The sequence below is a fragment of the Duganella sp. GW821-FHT01E12 genome (assembly GCF_059422325.1).
This window is the reverse complement of the sequence record NZ_JBWKWR010000003.1, coordinates 605,834-623,580: the sequence shown is the minus strand read 5'-3', so window position 1 is coordinate 623,580 and position 17,747 is coordinate 605,834. Positions and strand designations below refer to the sequence as shown.

The window sequence follows — 17,747 nt, the reverse complement described above, 5'->3', positions numbered from 1 at the left end:
CCTCCCCCCTTGATCGGCCGCAAACGTGCACGCCTTGCGGCGCATTCGGCGCTGGTTTGCGCCATCTCAACAGGGCACTGGTCGCGCTCCGTAGAATCGGCCCAGACGTGTGTTTAACGCTGTGACGCGAGGTGCGCTATGGAAGTGGTCGCCGTGGTGGGACTGGGTTATGTAGGCTTGTCGCTTGCGGTGGCGTTTGGGTCGCGCCGTCGCACCATCGGCGTCGACCTGTCCGCGCGCAAGGTCGCCAGTTACCGGCGCGGCGTCGATCCGGGGGGCGAAGTCACAGCCGAGCAATTTTCGGCGGCGCGCTGGTTGGAAATGGGGTGCGATCCCGCGGTCCTCAGCGAGGCGGACTATATCGTGGTCGCCGTGCCCACGCCGGTCGACAGCGCCCACAACCCCGACTTTTCAGCGTTGCTCGGCGCCAGCCAATCGGTAGGGCGCTACATGAAAGCGGGCGCGGTTGTTGTTTTCGAATCGACCGTCTACCCTGGTGCCACTGAGGAGATTTGCATTCCCGTCCTGGAACAATGTTCGGGCTTGAAATGGCAACGCGACTTCCATGTCGGCTTCTCACCGGAACGCATCAACCCTGGCGACAGCGAACACACGTTGGCTACCGTCCGCAAGATCGTTGCTGCGGACGACGACGTGACATTGCAGCGCGTGGCGGCCTTGTATGAAGAAGTAGTGGTCGCCGGCGTGCATCGCGCCTCCACCATCATGGTCGCCGAGGCCGCCAAAGTGATTGAAAATACCCAGCGCGATCTCAACATCGCCTTGATGAACGAACTGGCAATCATCTTCGACCGGCTCGACATCGACACGCTGGAAGTCCTGCAGGCGGCCGGCACCAAATGGAATTTCCTGCCTTTCCGTCCGGGACTGGTCGGCGGCCACTGCATCGGCGTCGATCCGTACTATCTCACGCACAAGGCCGAAATGCTGGGCTACCATCCACATGTGATCCTTGCCGGACGGCGCATCAACGACGGCATGGCCAAATTCGTTGCCGAGAAAACGGTGAAGGAAATGGTGCGCGCCGGTTTCAAGCTCAAGGGATGCCGGGTGAATGTGCTGGGCTTGACATTCAAGGAAAATTGTCCCGACCTGCGCAACTCCAAGGTGGCCGACCTGATCGGCGAGCTGGAGTCCTATGGCTTGCAGGTCCACGTTCATGACCCGGTGGCCGATCCGGACGAAGCCCATCTCGAGTACGGCGTGAAGCTGGAGTCCTGGGATGATCTGCCTTGTGCGGAAGCGCTGATCAGCGCGGTGGCCCATAGTGAACTGGCCGAACGTCCATTGCAGCAGATACGCGCCAAGATCGTGCAGGACGGCTGCTTTATCGACCTCAAGTCCCAGTTCGACGAACAGGCCCTGCGCCAAAGCGGGCTCAACGTATGGAGGCTGTAATGGCCGACTATGAAGATGGTACGCCTGCCACTACCAACTATCAGGATGTGCGTGAACATCTGTTGCAGCAGCAGTACCGGTGGGTCATTACGGGCGTGGCGGGGTTTATCGGTTCCAACCTGCTGCAATCCCTGTTGGAGTTGGGGCAGCGCGTCGTCGGCCTGGACAATTTCCTCACAGGCTATCGCCACAACCTGGAACAGGTCCGCGACATTGTGGGGCAGGATGCCTGGCGCCGATTCGAACTGATCGAGGGCGACATACGCGATGCGGCCACTTGCAACGGGGCCTGCCCGGGCGCCGACTTCATATTACATCAAGCCGCGCTGGGTTCCGTAACGCGCTCGTTTCGCGAGCCGCTCCTGTGTAATGACATCAATGTCGGCGGTTTTCTCAACGTGCTGGAGGCAGCTCGGCTGGCAGGTGTGCGGCGCGTGGTTTATGCGGCGTCCAGCGCCAGCTATGGCGACCATCCCTCACTACCCAAGCAGGAGGCCCTGGTCGGCAGGGCTTTGTCGCCGTATGCGCTGACCAAGTATGTGAACGAACTGTATGCGGATGTATACGCACGATGTTATGGTTCGGAAAGCATCGGCTTGCGTTATTTCAACGTATTCGGGCCGCGCCAAGACCCAACCGGCGCATACGCCGCTGTAATTCCGCTGTGGATCGGGGCAATGATAGGAAAGCGGCAGCTGGTGATTAATGGCGATGGGGAGAGCAGCCGGGATTTCTGTTATGTCGCCAACGCGGTGCAGGCGAACCTGCTTGCCGCATTGTGTGATCGCAAGGACGCAGTCAACCAGGTCTATAACGTCGCGCTCAACACACGCACCAGCTTGAATGAGTTGTATCTGATGCTGCATGACCTGTTGGTGGAGCGTTATCCCCACCTGCGCGACTACCAGCCTCAGTACGGTGAGTTCCGCGCCGGCGACATTCGCCATTCGCAGGCCGATATCTCCAAGGCGCGGGAGTTGCTGGGTTACGTGCCCACCCACGATTTGCGGCGTGGCCTCAAGCAGGCTTTGCGTTGGTATGTGCAGTACCTGGAGCGCTGATTGTCATCGCCCGTGGCACGCCGCGGAAATCTACGGTGTGCAAAGTGACAGGCTTGCGCCAGATACGCGCCACATAGTTAAGCACTTGTTCTGCGGCAGTCAGGTCCAGGCCGCGTCCATCGCTGGCGTGATCATGCCGCAAGACCAGAGAATGATCGTCCAGCACGCGTTCGGCAGCGATGCGGGGCGTCCCGTAATTGTATTTCGGCCCTAGAATCGCCTCGTGCACCGCTTGCAGATCGCGGCTGAGTATTCGGGTTTCGCCATCCTTGCGCATTTGATAGCTGAACAGGCCTAGTTCTGCGGCCAGGTCCGCGTCCAGATAGTTGCGGATAAATCCAAAGTCGTCTTCCTCGCTGCAAATACGGCGCGCCTCAGCGACGCCATCCCGCTCGATGATGCGCTCCCACATGCTATATCCCAGATGGTAGGGGTTGACTGCCAGCGCCAATTGGTGTTCGCCTGCGTAGGGCCGCACTACGTCGGAATGTGCCTTGGCCGCTTGCAAGTAGAGCGGCTGAGGCAGGAAGTCCGCCTCGCGCAGCAGGCGGGCGTGCCAGTAAGAGGCCCAGCCTTCGTTCATGATCTGGCAAGCATGCACCGGGTAAAAGTAGAACGATTCCTCGCGCACCGCGAGAAAAATATCGCGTTCCCACTCGTCCAGCTCCGGCGCGTGCCGGGCGATAAACCACAGCAGATCATATTCAGGATAGGGGGGAGTAGTGCCGCAGGCAGGGGGCGGTGGAGGAGGCGGCGTCTCGCCAGGCAGAGACTGGTAGCGCCGTTGAAACACTCCCGGTGCCCCGGCAGGCTGCGGCTTGCTGTCCGGGTAGGGAGCGCGGTACAGCTCCTTTTGGATATCGATATGCGGCTCCAGGGCCAGTGCGGCGTCCAGCACGGCTTCCACCTTCTGTTGGCCGTGGCGGTTCAATGCCAGATCCAGGCGGTGGGCGCGGGCTGCGCTTTGCTCCAGGATATGGCCGCCTGCCATTTTCAGGAAGCGTTCGAACAGCGCGTTACGCCGGATGAAATCCGCATGGCCGATCACATGGGCTGCCACCAGCGTGTTTTCTGCCAGACTATTTTGATTCATCATGTAGGCCCGGCATGGATCGCCGGGGAACATCACTTCGAAGATGCGCGAGTGGCCCATGTTCTGGTGCAAGAGCTGGTGGATGTAGCGCAGCCCGAACGACCAGTGATGCATGCGCACGGGCACGCCGTAGACGGCGATTTCCAGCATGAAGTTCTGCGGCACCAGTTCGAAGTCGACAGGGTAGTGCTCCATTCCCAACTCGTTGGCAAGCTGCTCGATACGGGCGGTGTAGTCCTCAAGCGTCGTCATGCGTTTTACTCCGCTGCGGCCTGCCGTACCAGGAATTGTTTCAACGCCCCGATGACGTCCTCGCTGTGGGTCAGCACCACGCTGGATAGCGGCAGGCCCTGTCGCTCCCGCTCTTTCCACAAGCGCCCCATTTCTGTCTCCAGCATGCGCGGCATGCCGGGCAGGGTTTCGATGTAGGCCAGATAATTCATGCGGCCGGCCAGTTGCCCCAGCAGCTTGCCGGCCGCCGTCCGATCCTCGGAGAAATTATCGCCGTCCGAGGCGTAGAAAAGATAGCTGTTGTAGCTGGCCGCGTTATAGCGTTTATCCAGCATCGATAGCACCAGTTGAAAGCCGGTGGAGGCCATGGTGCCGCCCATGCCGCTGACTTCGAAGAAGTCCCGTTCGTTGAACTCCCAGGCCCGGGCCGCGTGCGCGAGGAAACGCAGCTCCACTTGCCGGTAGCTGCGCCGCAAGCCTTGCAGTGCCAGGAAAAAAAAGGTTTTGGCCAGGCGCCGCTCGGCCTGCGTCATGCTGGTCGACACGTCAAGAACCAGGAACACTACCGCATTGCTGCTGGGGCGGGGCCGCTCCACCAATTGGCGGAAACGCAGATCGTCGTTGGTGAACGGTGCCGGTGAACTCTGCACAGCGCGCCGCTTGATGGCCTCTTTAATGGTGCGGCGGCGATCCAGCCTTGAACGGGCGCCGCGCTTATCCCAACCGCGATGCAGGACTTCAGGCTGTTCCAGCGTGGTGTTGCCGCGCGGCTGCAGTAGCGGCAGCTGAAATTCTTCCCAAAGCCAGTCCAGGATATCGTTCACCGCAAATTCCATCATCAGTGTGACTTTGCCCGGCGCATCGCCGGCGCCATCTTCATCGGCGCTGTCGTTGGGCGGCATCAGGAGATCTCCAGGTTGTCCCGGCCCTTGCCCCGCACCGGTGGTGCGGTTGTTTTCTGCAAGGCGGAAGCGCGCGTGTTCCAGCAGGTGCAGCGGTACATGCACGCTGCCCTGGCCGGATTCGCTGATCAGCTCGGATGATGAGATGATTTCCGGCAGATGGTCGCGCACCGCTTTGCGGACCTTGTCGTTATGCCGCAACCAGTCGCGCGCGCCGCGGGAGAATAACTCATACCAGTCACGTTCGCCTGTTTGCATGATTGGTCCTCACTCCTGCGCCAGTAGCGTGGTGACGTAGTTCAAGGCTTCGCGTGCGCAATGGCTGTCGTAGCCGTACTCGTCGACCAGGCGGCGCTCGACCGCGGATATCTTGGCGCGCACATCGTCATCGGGGCGCTTGCTGGAGCTGACCAGGCGCAGCACGTCGCGGCGCTGTTCGAACAAGTATTGCTGCAGGGCGTCGCGCAATTGCACGTGGCTGCCCAGACCGAATCGCTGGCCGCGCTTGTAGGCGCTCATCGCCTTGCGCACCACCTCCTGGCGGAACGATTGTTTGCCGGAGTCCGAGATGGAAATCTTCTCCTCCACCGCGCGCAGGAAACGTTCGTCGGGGCGCCGTTCTTCGCTGGTGATGGGATCCTTGACCTGACGGTTATCCAGCATGGCCTCGACTTCGTCCAGATATTTGCCCAACAATTCCTCGACCTCCTGTTCGAACGACACGAACAGCGCCTTGTGCACGTCTTCCTTGACCCAGCGGTTATAGAAATCCTTGCGCGTCAAGACCAGGTAGTCGACCCACTTGCGCTTGCGTGCCGGGTCGATGCGTGCATCGCTTTCGATGCCGTCCTTCAGCGCCAGCAACAGATCCATCGTGGTGAGGCTGCTTTTGGACGACTGGATGATAGCGTTCGACAGCGCATTGATCACGAAGCGCGGTGAAACGCCGGACAAGCCTTCGTCCGGCGCCTTGTCGCGATTGCGCAGCCGTTGCGCTTCCGCCGGATGGATGCCGTCGACGTCCTCGCCCGCATGGATGCGCACCTTCTTGGCGAGTTCACCGTCGCGTTCCTCGGCTTCGTGCAGCCGGGTCAGCACAGCAAACACGGCTGCAGCGTGCAGCACGTGCGGGTCCAGGTGCACGCTGCGGAAGGCCGCCGCGGCCGCCAGGATCAGCTTGTGATAAATGCGCGCCTCCTCACGATAGTTCAGTGTGTAAGGCACTTGCACGATCACCATGCGGTCGAGCAAGCCTTCGTTCTCGCTCTCCTGCAGGAATTTGCGGAATTCGGCCAGATTGGTATGGGCCAGAATGGTTTCATCGAGATATATCAAGGGAAAGCGCGCCACCTTGACATTTTTTTCCTGGGTGAGCGTCAGCAACAGATAAAGGAATTCCCGTTTGACCTTGAGGATTTCTATCATCTCCAGCATGCCGCGGCTGGCTGCATAGACCGCGCCGGACCACGACCAGGCGCGCGGATCGCCCTCGTCGCCGAATTCAGCCACCTTGGACAGGTCGACCGAACCCACCAGATCGGCAATGTCGGCCGTATTGGGATCGTGTGGCGCATAAGTGCCAATGCCGCTGCGCCCGGCTTCGGAGATGAAAATACGTTCGACTGGCATGCGCAGAAAGTCGCTGTTCAGTTCGTGCTCCAGCCGCGCCCGGCAATGCGGACATAGTTCGCCCGTCACCTCCACGCCGTATGTTTCCCGGAAGCCCGAACGCATGGTGTGCGGCACCAGGTGCAGCGGCGATTCGTGCACAGGGCAGCCGGCGATGCCGAACAGCGCGCCGGCGTCGGTATAGCTGTATTCCTCCAGGCCTCGTTTGAGCCGTATCACCATTGTGGACTTGCCGCCGGACGGCGGCCCGAGCAACAGTAACAGCCGTCGGCCCACCTCCGAGCCGGCGGCGGCGGCCTTGAAATAGTCGGCGACCCGCGCCAGCGCATCGTCGATGCCGAACAGTTCGTCGGCAAATAATTTACAGCGCAGCTTGCCGTTCTCGTCCTGCTGGCCGCTCCAGCCGAGCATGTCCCAGATGTATTGATGCGAACTGCGCGCGAACTGGCAAGGCGCCACCGGCAACACCTGTTCCATGAATTGCCCGAAGTTGCCGCTCCAATGCCCCGCCCGGTGCTGGCGGGTGAAAGCTTGCAATTGCTCCCGATATAGTTCGCGTTGATCCATCGTCGCATCCCCTCATGTGCGGTCAGCCCATTGAGTATCTGCGCTAGAGCCGCAGGCCATATGACCTGCGTCAAATGGATTCAGGGATTTATCTGGCTGAAAACTAGTCGACGCGGTCCCATGGCGGGGTGCCGGAAAATTGCTCGACCAGGAAGTCGATCATCACCCGCACTTTGGCGCTGAGGTGGCGACGGCTGGGATACACGGCGAGCACGTCGATGTCCGGCATGTGATAGTCGGGTAGCACACGTACCAGCTTGCCAGCGCGCAGATCTGCGCCGACCAGGAAGCTGGGTTGCCAGATCACGCCCAGGCCACCCAATGCCGCGCTGCGGGCGGTGTCGCCATTGTTGGTATGCATCGCGCACTGTACTTTGATCGTGTGCGTTTGTTGATTCGCATCCAGTATCTGCCATTCGTCCGCTGTGGCGGCATAGCTGTAGCCGATGCAGCTGTGTTGCAGCAACTCGGCGGGATGCAGCGGCATGCCGCGTTGCCTGATGTAGTCCGGCGAAGCGCACAGGATGTTGTGCGAAGTGGCCAATTTACGGGCCACATTGGAGGCCGAACCGGCCCGCGAAATGCGGATCGCCATGTCGTAGCCTTCCTCGACGATATCGACTACGCGGTCGATCAGCGCCACATCCAGCTGTACGTCGGGATATTTCTGCATGAACCTGGGCCATAGCGGCGCCAGGTGCAGCACGCCGAAGCTGAGGGGGGCGTTGATGCGCAACACACCGTGCGGCTGCAAGGTGGCGGAGGAGACGACCGCTTCCGCTTCCGCCACGTCGTCAAGGATGGACTTGGCGCGTTCGAATAGTGCTTCGCCGCTGGATGTGAGCGACATTTTGCGCGAGCTGCGGTTCAGCAAGCGAGTCTGCAGATGCGCTTCCAGGTCGCTGATGTAGCGGGTCACGTTGGCCGGAGATGTATCGAGCGCGTCCGCAGCGCGGGCAAAGCCTTCCCTGCGCACCACCTCCACAAACACCTCCAGCGCGCGCAATCTGTCCATATGCCACTCCCATGTACGTTTTGTTAAGTATAAACCGGCAAGCCAATAAAAAAGCCGCAGCACCCAGGGGCGTTGCGGCTCGATGGCAAGCGAAAAGGGCGGTCAGCGTGGGATGTAATTCACGTTGGCGGCTTCTTTAATGACGCGGCTGGCGGTGGTGGCCGAACTGCCTGCCGCGTTGGCACCCTGCATGGCTGCCGTGTTGCCGTGATACATGCCAACCAGTCCCTCCGCAGCCTGTGCGTCACCGGCATTGGCTGCGCGCTCGAACAGTTGCATGGCTTCGCGGCGCTTGGCGGGGTTGGACAAATAGCGCAACGCCAATTCGCGCTGGGCTACCGGCGATCCTTGATCGGCCCATTCCTGCAGGCGGCGTTCGCCGGCGGTTTGGCCTTGCGGTCCCAATTGCATCGCAGCAGCTTCAATCACGGTCGGCGAGGGGATCGCGTCTTCCTGCGCTTGACAGGCAATCAATGCGCCCACCAGCACCAGTACCGACGATACCAGTATGCCCGACTTGTTGAATAATTCCATATTTTAGTTACCCTTGGTTAAAGCAGTACCACTGTCGGTGAGGAAAGCCTTCCTACTATTCTGTCCAAGGCTAAAACCCGAGGCCGTCTGCTGCGGTCCTTCAAGTCCATCGAGTACCGTGCCACCGGCTCGACGCATTGCACCATTATACTTGCACTGAAACAAATTATCAATTGCGCAAGATGCCTTAGTGCAATATATTCAGCTTTCCATTCTACAAAACTATCAAAAAGCGCGGCGCACACTAGCTTTTGCCTTGCTAGCCCGGCATGTTTTGCGAATCTGGAGCGGATATTATCACGAAGCTTTTCAGCCTCTTGTACGCTAGCCTATATTCAGGGTAACAATTGTAACCATTCGTTAAGGGGGGCAGGAAAGCTGCCGGGCGAGGCTCTGGTTGCGATGCAGCATAAGTGAAAATTCACAATTACTGAACAATACACCTGCGATTATTTGATTTCAATGTCGCAATTACTGGTTATTATTGAGGCATTGAGGGGGTAAGCCCATCACTTTATCGCGCGTTGCGTTGCAGCCAACCTTCGGCCGACTGCAATACCAGCTTGTATTCGGATTCCAGGGCGGTGAACAGGGAAGGGATTTGATCCAGATGACGTTCCGCGATGGCCTGCTCCAGTTTGAGCGAGGAAGTGACGAGGCGTTTGGCGCCCAGCGTGCCGATCGAACCGCGCAGGCTATGCAGGGTTTTACCAGCTTCGGGATAACGCTGGTCGCGCAGTGCATCTGCGGTCTGCTGCATCGGCGCCATGCCGGGCGAGCAGGCATCACGCACTATCTTTGAGACAACGGCCAGCGCCTTATCGTCGTTGCCCATGTATTTGAGCAAGGTGTCGACCGAAAAGATATGTTCCTCGGATACCGGCGGTGTGGCATCGGACATGCAGCGCTCCGTGAGAGTTGAATTTATATTGCATCATACTCTCTCCCGATGGCCGAAGCCGACGGTTACTGTTGTCCGTCGTGAAACTGTTGCGTCAGCGTCTGCAGCGGGGTATTCGACACCGGCGGGGCGGCCACGCCGGCCGGCGGCATCACCCGTACCGGTTGGCTGCCGATCTGGGTTGAGTGCAACACGTTGCTGGTGGTTTCAGGCGCGGCGTTCCAGACCGGATTGTCCAGTCCTTCAAACACACGCTTCAACTGGTGGCCCCAGGTGTTGCGTATCATCTGAAAGTACTGGTTGCGCTCGTCGATGGTGACGAAGTGGGTCACCGCCAGCTTGTCGCTTTCATACACCAGCAGATCCAGCGGCAGCCCGACCGACACATTGGAGCGCAGCGTCGAATCCATGGAGATCAACGCGCATTTGGCGGCGTCGTCCAGGCTGGTGGCCGGCGTCACCACGCGGTCGATGATGGGCTTGCCGTATTTGGCCTCGCCGATCTGGAAATAGGTATTTTCGTCGTGCGACTCGATGAAATTGCCAGCCGAATAGATCTGGAACAGACGGCAGCGCTCGCCCTTGATCTGGCCGCCGAAGATGATGCTGACGTTGAACTCGATGCCGAACTCGGCCAGCGCCTTGGCTTCCCGCTCGTGTACCTGGCGCACGGCATCGCCCAGCAGGCGGGCGGCCTCGTGCATGCTGGTGGCGGTCCAGATGCTGTGGCCGTCGGCGTTCTGCTGTTCGGAGACCAGCTGGCGTATCGATTGCGAGATCGAGAGATTGCCGGCGGTCATCAGCACCATCATGCGGTCGCCGGGAACTTCAAACACGCTCATCTTGCGGAATGTGCCGACCTGGTCTACGCCAGCATTGGTACGCGAATCGGATAGAAACACCAGCCCGGCATTCAGGCGCATGCCCACACAGTAAGTCATCGTTGCAAGTTATTGATTAGAATAATTATTATTGTACACCCCGCACCGGTGCGGCTACTGAGGCACGATCTGCACATCCACGCTCATCGATTCGGTGCCGCCGCCGCGCCGCACGCCGCGCACAGGCGCCGCCGCGTCGTAATCGCGCCCGATGGCCAAGCGGCAATAGGCGTCCGTCATCAGCCGCGCATGGGTCACGTCGATGCTGACCCAGCCGGTGTAATCCTTGTCTTCGGCCCAGGCGTCGACCCAGGCGTGGCTGGCCGCGTGGTCGCTGGTTTCCGGGTCGATATATCCGGACACATAGCGGGCCGGTATCCCGTGCGCATGGCAGCAGGCCAGGAACAGGTGCGCATGGTCCTGGCACACGCCTTCGCCCAGGGCCAGCGCATCGCTGGCGGTGGTGGTGACGGCGGTCGCACCGCTTTGATACCGAACCGCACCAAAGATGTGCTCGGCCAGGCGTATCAAGTCCTTGGTCTGCGCCTTGCCATCCGGCAGGCAGGACGCCGCCAGTTCCAGGATGCCGGGCGTGGGCTCGGTCAGGCGCGTGGACACCGTATAGATCAAGGGCGACAGGCTGTCGCCGTTGGGAATGCGGCCCTGTTTCGGACAGGTGGTTTCCACCACGCCGCCCGCGACGATGCTCAGTCCCTGATGCGGCACGTCCATCGTCATCATGTGCGACCGGTTGCCGTAGGCGTCGGTGTAGGCGTGCACGTGGCCCGGCATCGCTATATTCCAGGACAACACGTGCTGCTGCGCCTCGGCGCGGGGCGTCAGGTGCAGCTGCTGGATGGTGTAGGCCAGCGGCGTGGTGTAGGTGTAGCGCGTTTCGTGACGTATCGTCAGTTGCATAGAGTGCCTCGTTTCAAGCCGCCAGCGGCACCAGGAAATCGCGGCTGACGCGGTTGCCCAGTTGGTAGATGTCGGCCAGGAAGCCGGTCAGGGTGTCGTGCAGGCCGGCGGCCAGGATGTCGTCGATCTTGCCGAATTGCAGTTCCGCATGCAGCTTGCCGGCGAAGCGCTCCGTGTCGGCGGACACGTCGTTGCGCACTTCGCGCAGGTTCTGGACCACTTCATCCATGCACGCCAGCAGGGAGCGCGGCATATCGCCACGCAACATCAGCAGTTCGGCGATGCGCGCCGGCGTGATGACGTCGCGGTACACCTTGCGGTAGATCTCGAAACCCGACACCGAACGCAACAGCGCGCCCCAGTAGTAGAAATCGCGCTGGGTCATGGTCTCGCCGGTGCTTTCCGCACCGCCGCCGTGGAACTTGACGTCCAGGATGCGCGCCGTGTTGTCGGCCCGCTCCAGGAAGGTGCCCAGGCGGATGAAATGCACGGCCTCGTCGCGCAACATGGTGCCCACGGTCACGCCGCGCGACAGGTGCGAGCGGAACTTGACCCACTCGAAGAACTTGCTGGGATCGTTTTCCAGCAGATCGCTGTCCAGCCGCTTCTGCATGTCCAGCCAGGTCTGGTTCTGGATTTCCCACACCTCCGTGGTCAGCGTGCCGCGCACGGCGCGGGCGTTTTCGCGCGCCTCGGTCAGGCAGGCCACGATCGAGGACGGATTGTCGGGATCGCGCACCATGAAGTCGATGACGGCGCGCGCCTCCAGCGAGTCGTATTTGCGGTCGAAGGCCGACTGCAGCTCTGAGATGCCGAGCATGGCGCGCCAGCCGTGCGCGTTTTCCTCGTCGGACTGCGGCAGCATCGATGTCTGCACGTTGACGTCGAGCATGCGGGCGGTGTTTTCTGCGCGCTCGGTGTAGCGCGCCATCCAGAACAGGTGGTCGGCGGTGCGGCTCAACATAGTGTCTCCTTATCGTTCCAGTATCCAGGTATCCTTGGTGCCGCCGCCCTGCGACGAGTTCACCACCAGCGAGCCTTCCTGCAGGGCCACGCGGGTCAGCCCGCCCGGCACCATGGAAATGGTCTTGCCCGACAGCACGAAGGGGCGCAGGTCGATGTGGCGCGGCGCGATGCCGTTTTCCACATAGGTGGGGCAGGCCGACAGCGCCAGCGTCGGCTGGGCGATGTAGCCGTCCGGCCTGGCCAGCAGGCGCTGGCGGAAGTCCTCGATCTGCTGTTTGGTCGAGGCCGGGCCCACCAGCATGCCGTAGCCGCCGGCGCCGTGCACTTCCTTGACCACCAGCTCAGGCAGCTTGGCCAGCGTGTACGCCAGGTCTTCCTTCTTGCGGCACTGGTAGGTCGGCACGTTGTTGAGCACCGGCTCCTCCGACAGGTAGAACTTGATCATGTCGGGAACAAAGGGATAGATCGACTTGTCGTCCGCCACGCCGGTACCGATGGCGTTGGCCAGCGTGACCCGCCCGGCGCGGTACACCGACAGCAGCCCCGGCACGCCGAGCGAGGAATCCGGGCGGAATGCCAGCGGATCGAGGAAATCGTCGTCGAGGCGACGGTAGATCACGTCCACCCGCTTGGGGCCGCGCGTGGTGCGCATGAATACGGTGTTATCGCTGACAAACAAGTCCTTGCCCTCGACCAGTTCCACACCCATTTGCTGGGCCAGGAAGGCGTGTTCGAAGTAGGCCGAGTTGTACATGCCCGGCGTCATCACCACCACCGTGGGATCGTTGATGCCCATCGGCGCGACGGAGCGCAGGTTGTCGAGCAGCAGGTCGGGATAGTGGTCGACCGGCGCGATTTTGTTGCGGGCGAACAGTTCGGGGAACAGCCGCATCATCATCTTGCGGTCTTCCAGCATGTAGGACACGCCGGACGGCACCCGCAAGTTATCCTCCAGCACATAGAACTCGCCCTGGCCGGCCCGCACGATATCGACGCCGGCGATGTGGGCGTAGATGTCCGAGGCCACCTTGATGCCCTGCATCTCCGGCCGGTACTGGGCGTTCTTGTAGATTTGCTCGGCGGGGATGATGCCTGCCTTGATGATGTTCTGGTCATGATAGATGTCATGGATGAACATATTGAGGGCCTGGACCCGCTGCACCAGCCCGGCCTGCAGTTGTTTCCATTCGCCCGCCGGGATGATGCGCGGAATGGTGTCGAAGGGGATCAGCCGCTCGGTGCCGGCGTCATCGCCATAGACGGCGAAGGTGATGCCGACCCGGCGGAAGGTCAGGTCGGCCTCGGCCCGCTTGCGCTCGATGGTTTCCGACGACTGGCGCTGCAGCCAGCCGCAGAACTCGCGGTAGTGTTCACGTACCTCGGCGCTGGCGTGATGGGCCAGCCCGTCGGCGGTCATTTCGTTAAAGAATTTAGCCATATCGAACATTCCCTGATGAGTACGTTTCTGATATATCAAGAAACGTGCCAGAGGAAATGCCCGGTTTTGGTGCGGCTACTCTTTCAGCGCCTGCTGGCGCAGCTGTTCGATCTGGCCGTTTTCGCGCATTTTTTTGATGACGGCCGCCAGGCGCAGAGCCAGCTTTTCATGCTTCTTGTTCAGATAGGCATGGATCGGCATGCGTTCCATCACGCCGGCCTGATGTATGCCTGCATGCATGAATTCCGGACTGGCCAGCATGGGGTCGATGACCTCGGCGGTGTCGATGTAGAGGTCGGTGCGCCCGACGGCCAGCTTGCGCAAGCCCAGTTCCGCGTTCAGCACGCCGTTAAAACTGCCTGGCGGCAGCACGGCCGCCAGCCGCTGCTGGACCACCGGGTAGCCGAAACGGAAATCCACACGGTAGTTGGTGCCGCGCAAGGAGTCCCAGCCGTTGGTCAGATGTATGTCGGGATTGCGGGTATAGGCCGCGTTGCTTGCCGAAAAGGGCGCTTCCGGCACCCGCATCAGGGCCGTCTGCAAGGCGGCGTAGTCATAGCCGCGCGCCAGCTCGCCATCGACGTTGCCGGCGATCGCCTCCGCACTGGCGCGGGCGGCGGGATAGCTGCGTATTTCCACTGCCACGCCCAGCTGCTGGAAAGCATCGGTGTAGATCAGCCTCAGCCACCGGCCGGCGAAGGTGCTTTGCTGCTCCAGCATGGTGGCCATGACGACGTGCCTGGCATCGTCGCCGGCATGGCCGGGCGCAGCAGCCAGGCCCAGCACTAACATCAAGGCAAGGACTGGCCTGCGCAGCATATGCGATCCCAAAGTTGTCAACCGATGGGACGAGTATAGCAACAACTTACTTGGCGAGGTCGATCTGCCAGAAGCCGCTGGTGGTGACGGTTTTGCGGGCCGCCATTGCCGGCGGCAGCGTCACCTCCAGTGCCGCCATGCGCGCCGGATCGACCATCACCGTCGGGGTTTCCTGGCGCAGGATGGGCAACACGTCCGGTTTGGTGTGGCGCTGCAGGATCTTGGCCGCCTGGTTGCCGGCCAGGCGGCCCACCTGGGTGAAATCGGCGCCCACGTACAGCGCCGCGCCAGGCACTCGCACCATCGCCAGCGTCACCACCGGCACCTTGTTCTCGATGCCGAAATCGCCCAGGTCGATGGCCGCTTCGTAGCGGTGCAAGCCGTAGTACGTGTCCAGCGGCACGGCGAACATCTGCACGCCGCGGCCGGCGGAGTACAGCTCCTTCAGCGACGGCGCGATATGGTCGGTCTTGTTCACCAGCCTGGAGCTGACGTCCAGGCCCAGCGGCTTGCCGCTGCGGGTGGCCGCGGCGACGTTGGCGACGCCGTTCTCGTCGTCGGTATAGACCATGCCGATCCGCCGCACGTTCGGGAACACGTCCTGCACCAGCTTCAGCGAGTCGGCCATGTCGGTGTACAGCGTCGAGCCGGTCGCGCCTTCGCCACCGTCCACCAGCGACACGCAGCCGGCGTCCTCGGGATTGGCGATCGCCGTGAACACCAGCGGGATATGGGCATCGGCCAGCATGCCGCGCGCATACTTGGTGGCCGGCGTGCCGATGGTCAGCACCAGGTCGGGCTTGGCCTCGACGATGCGGCCGGTCTCCTGGCGGATGCGCAGCAGCACCCCCAGCCGGCTCCAGAAGCCGCCTTTTTCGATGTCGAAGTCAATCGCCACGCGGTTGATGCTCAGGTTCTTGCCGGCCACCAGCCCGCTCGATTGCAGCGATTTGATGAAGCCGTTGTAGGCCTCCTGGTAGGGCTCGATATCGGTCACCTGCAAAACCTCCACCTTGAAGACGCGGGCGTCGTCCATGGTTTCCGGCGGCAGGGGCTCAAAGGCAAGGGCGGGGAGGTTGCCGGCGCACAGCGCCAGCGCGATGAGGGGAAGTGCGAGTGATTTTTGCATGGTTGGTCTAATTGCTGTCGATACAACAATTAGACCAGAGATGCCCGCCAGGCATGCCCGCTATCGCATGCCTTGACGAGCCAATGTGCGCGTTCTGTGGGCCAGCCGCTACAGCGAACCGCTGCTGCTGCCGGGTGTGCTCCGGCTGGCGCTGCCGGGCTGGTCGCTTTGCAGGCTGCCGGTGCTGCTGCCCATCACGCTGCCGCTGGCGGTGCGGGCGCCCGGCACGTTCTGCTGGGTGCCGTAGAAGTTGTGGATCTGGGTGCTGAACTCGGTGCTGGCCATGTCCGGCCAGTGATCCTTGTCAAAGCCCGGCGCATTCTTCAGGTGTTCCTTGGACACATCCAGCAGGAAACGCTTGTTGGCGCTGTCCAGTTGCAAAGCCTGCCAGGGGACGGCAAACAGCTTGTCGCCCATGCCCAGCCAGCCGCCGAACGACAGCACGGCATAGGCCACTTGGCCCTGGCGCATGTCCAGCATGATTTCCTTGATGTCGCCCAGGTCTTCGTCCTGGCGGTTGTAGACGTCTTCGCCGATCAGCGTATCGGCGCCCATCAGCCGAGGGCCGGGGCCGTCGGAGGTTTCGCTGTATATGCCATAGGTATCACGGTCGAGGTAGCTCATGGTGGTCTCCAGATAGTTGGTGCGGTCCCGCGTTAAATAACGCGGTGACAACACTCATCATGCTTGGAGCGCGACCGCACAGGTATAGGTGCGCGTGCAGTGTGGATGTAGGACGGGGATGAGTTCCTGGCGAACCCAATTAAGCGGACACGGGCGATTCAGACACCACCCGGTTGCGTCCGTCGCGCTTGGCCCGGTACAAGGCGCTGTCGCTGCGCTCTATCCACGCCTCGTGGCTGACATCCTCGGCATTGAACAGTGCGATGCCGACACTGACCGTGAAGTGGAAGGCGCCATGTTCGCTCGCCACCGGCATCGCCGCCACGCGCGTGCGCAGCCGTTCGGCGAACACATACGCCCCTTCGGCGTCGGCTTGCGGCAGCAGGATGACGAACTCCTCGCCGCCGTAGCGGCAGGCGCAGTCGATCTCGCGCGACAGGGCGCGGATCTCCGCCGCCAGGATGCGGATCGCTTCGTCGCCGACCGGGTGGCCGTGGCGGTCGTTGATCTGCTTGAAATGGTCGATATCGATCATCACCAGCGCAGCGCCCAGGCCCAGCCGCTGGGAACGCTGCCACTCGGCGGCGATGCGTTCGTCGGCGACGCGGCGGTTGTGCAGGCCGGTCAGGCTGTCGGTGCCGGCCAGCAAGTACAGCCGTTGGTTGGCGTGGCGCAGATCGGTGACCAGCTGATTGGTCAGCGTCTGCCAGTGGATGAACATGTGGTAACCGAAAACGGCGATGAACACCACGATCAGCGCGAACACCCAGTAGAACGCCCAGGTCGTATCGCGCGCCACTTCCAGCGCCCGCGCCAGCGCCGCGGGGATGCCGGCCGCCTGCACGCGGAGCAGATTGTCGGCCAACTGCAACGTCACGAAGCCGTAGACCAGCACGCCTATCGCCACGCAACCGAGCAGACGCAGCACCGAACCGCGCGGGTCCGTGCCGGCGTCCACCAGCAATTGTGGCCGGGCCTGCTGCCAGCGTTCGAGGTGCGGCCACAACACCGCCATCACCGGCGCGCATAAGAACACGCTTTGCAGGAAGGCGCCCAGCCACCAGCCCTGCCAGATCGGCAGCAGGGCGGTCGAATCGATCCGATTGGTGTAGCACCAGACCAGTGCGCCGCTGGAGCTGAATATGGCGGCCACAAACGATAGCTGCACATAAAACAGCATTGCGCCGAGACTGGTCAATTGCCGGCTGATGGCGATGGCTCGATAACCCAGCCCCATGACGGCGAAGCCGAGCGGGTTGGCGGCGCTGAACAGCAGCGCCCAGGACAGCGGCATGCCGCCGTAGAGGGCCAATGTCAAGGTGGCCAGATAGGCGGGAATGGCGCCCCACCACCAGCCGCAGGTCAGCGTCCACAACAGGCAGATCACCAGCGGCGGGTAGACGGTGATATACAACTCGACCCCGCCCAACTGCACCGGCAGGCCGGACCATTTGCCGATCACCACGGCCAGCCCCAGTCCTATGCTGGCGGCCAGCGACAACAGCCACAGAATCGAGATGAACAACCGTTCGCGCCGGCTGCCGTCGCGGAATAGCCGCCGCACGGACACGGCGCGTGCCATTTGGGGAAGGTCCGCGAACGGCTGGCTATGTCTCATGG

At 61.7% G+C, this 17,747-nt stretch carries 16 protein-coding genes; 2 read left to right on the top strand and 14 right to left on the bottom strand.

Going from position 1 to position 17,747, the window contains the following annotated elements:
* The first annotated feature begins 138 nt into the window (after positions 1 to 138).
* Positions 139 to 1,419: a nucleotide sugar dehydrogenase gene (locus AC07WS_RS12530; RefSeq protein WP_494729391.1), complete on the top strand. Its 1,281-nt coding sequence runs from the start codon at positions 139 to 141 to the stop codon at positions 1,417 to 1,419.
* Positions 1,419 to 2,480, top strand: a complete 1,062-nt coding sequence (locus AC07WS_RS12525) for an SDR family oxidoreductase (protein ID WP_494729390.1) — start codon at positions 1,419 to 1,421, stop codon at positions 2,478 to 2,480. Before AC07WS_RS12530 ends, AC07WS_RS12525 begins: the two co-directional genes overlap by 1 nt.
* Here AC07WS_RS12525 and AC07WS_RS12520 read toward each other — a convergent pair.
* From AC07WS_RS12520 to AC07WS_RS12455, 14 genes are all read right to left on the bottom strand, one after another.
* Positions 2,437 to 3,825, bottom strand: coding sequence for a SpoVR family protein (locus AC07WS_RS12520; RefSeq protein WP_494729389.1), 1,389 nt, complete (start codon positions 3,823 to 3,825; stop codon positions 2,437 to 2,439). The genes AC07WS_RS12525 and AC07WS_RS12520 overlap by 44 nt on opposite strands.
* 5 nt (positions 3,826 to 3,830) lie before the next feature.
* Positions 3,831 to 4,964 (bottom strand): DUF444 family protein, encoded by a 1,134-nt coding sequence (locus AC07WS_RS12515; protein ID WP_494729388.1) that lies wholly within the window; start codon positions 4,962 to 4,964, stop codon positions 3,831 to 3,833.
* Between the two features lie 9 nt (positions 4,965 to 4,973).
* Positions 4,974 to 6,902 carry a serine protein kinase gene (locus AC07WS_RS12510; RefSeq protein WP_494729387.1) on the bottom strand — a complete coding sequence of 643 codons (1,929 nt, stop codon included), beginning with the start codon at positions 6,900 to 6,902 and terminating at the stop codon, positions 4,974 to 4,976.
* A 103-nt stretch (positions 6,903 to 7,005) separates the two neighbouring features.
* Positions 7,006 to 7,917, bottom strand: a complete 912-nt coding sequence (locus tag AC07WS_RS12505) for a LysR family transcriptional regulator (protein ID WP_494729386.1) — start codon at positions 7,915 to 7,917, stop codon at positions 7,006 to 7,008.
* Between the two features lie 102 nt (positions 7,918 to 8,019).
* Complete coding sequence (locus AC07WS_RS12500; RefSeq protein ID WP_494729385.1) at positions 8,020 to 8,451, bottom strand: hypothetical protein; 432 nt, start codon at positions 8,449 to 8,451, stop codon at positions 8,020 to 8,022.
* 514 nt (positions 8,452 to 8,965) lie between these two features.
* Positions 8,966 to 9,352 (bottom strand): Hpt domain-containing protein, encoded by a 387-nt coding sequence (locus tag AC07WS_RS12495; protein WP_494729384.1) that lies wholly within the window; start codon positions 9,350 to 9,352, stop codon positions 8,966 to 8,968.
* Positions 9,353 to 9,417: 65 nt separating this feature from the next.
* Positions 9,418 to 10,293 (bottom strand): proteasome-type protease, encoded by an 876-nt coding sequence (locus AC07WS_RS12490; protein ID WP_494729383.1) that lies wholly within the window; start codon positions 10,291 to 10,293, stop codon positions 9,418 to 9,420.
* Between the two features lie 54 nt (positions 10,294 to 10,347).
* Positions 10,348 to 11,151 (bottom strand): transglutaminase family protein, encoded by an 804-nt coding sequence (locus AC07WS_RS12485; protein WP_494729382.1) that lies wholly within the window; start codon positions 11,149 to 11,151, stop codon positions 10,348 to 10,350.
* A 13-nt stretch (positions 11,152 to 11,164) separates the two neighbouring features.
* Complete coding sequence (locus AC07WS_RS12480; RefSeq protein WP_494729381.1) at positions 11,165 to 12,115, bottom strand: alpha-E domain-containing protein; 951 nt, start codon at positions 12,113 to 12,115, stop codon at positions 11,165 to 11,167.
* Positions 12,116 to 12,124: 9 nt separating this feature from the next.
* Positions 12,125 to 13,555 carry a circularly permuted type 2 ATP-grasp protein gene (locus AC07WS_RS12475; protein ID WP_494729380.1) on the bottom strand — a complete coding sequence of 477 codons (1,431 nt, stop codon included), beginning with the start codon at positions 13,553 to 13,555 and terminating at the stop codon, positions 12,125 to 12,127.
* A 75-nt stretch (positions 13,556 to 13,630) separates the two neighbouring features.
* Positions 13,631 to 14,350 (bottom strand): hypothetical protein, encoded by a 720-nt coding sequence (locus AC07WS_RS12470; protein WP_494729379.1) that lies wholly within the window; start codon positions 14,348 to 14,350, stop codon positions 13,631 to 13,633.
* A 70-nt stretch (positions 14,351 to 14,420) separates the two neighbouring features.
* On the bottom strand, positions 14,421 to 15,503 hold the full coding sequence (locus tag AC07WS_RS12465) for an ABC transporter substrate-binding protein (protein WP_494729378.1): 1,083 nt from the start codon (positions 15,501 to 15,503) through the stop codon (positions 14,421 to 14,423).
* Positions 15,504 to 15,611: 108 nt separating this feature from the next.
* Complete coding sequence (locus tag AC07WS_RS12460; RefSeq protein ID WP_494729377.1) at positions 15,612 to 16,127, bottom strand: PRC-barrel domain-containing protein; 516 nt, start codon at positions 16,125 to 16,127, stop codon at positions 15,612 to 15,614.
* Positions 16,128 to 16,266: 139 nt separating this feature from the next.
* The gene (locus tag AC07WS_RS12455) at positions 16,267 to 17,745 is read right to left on the bottom strand and encodes a GGDEF domain-containing protein (protein WP_494729376.1); all 1,479 of its coding nucleotides are present in this window, start codon (positions 17,743 to 17,745) and stop codon (positions 16,267 to 16,269) included.
* Positions 17,746 to 17,747: the final 2 nt, after the last annotated feature.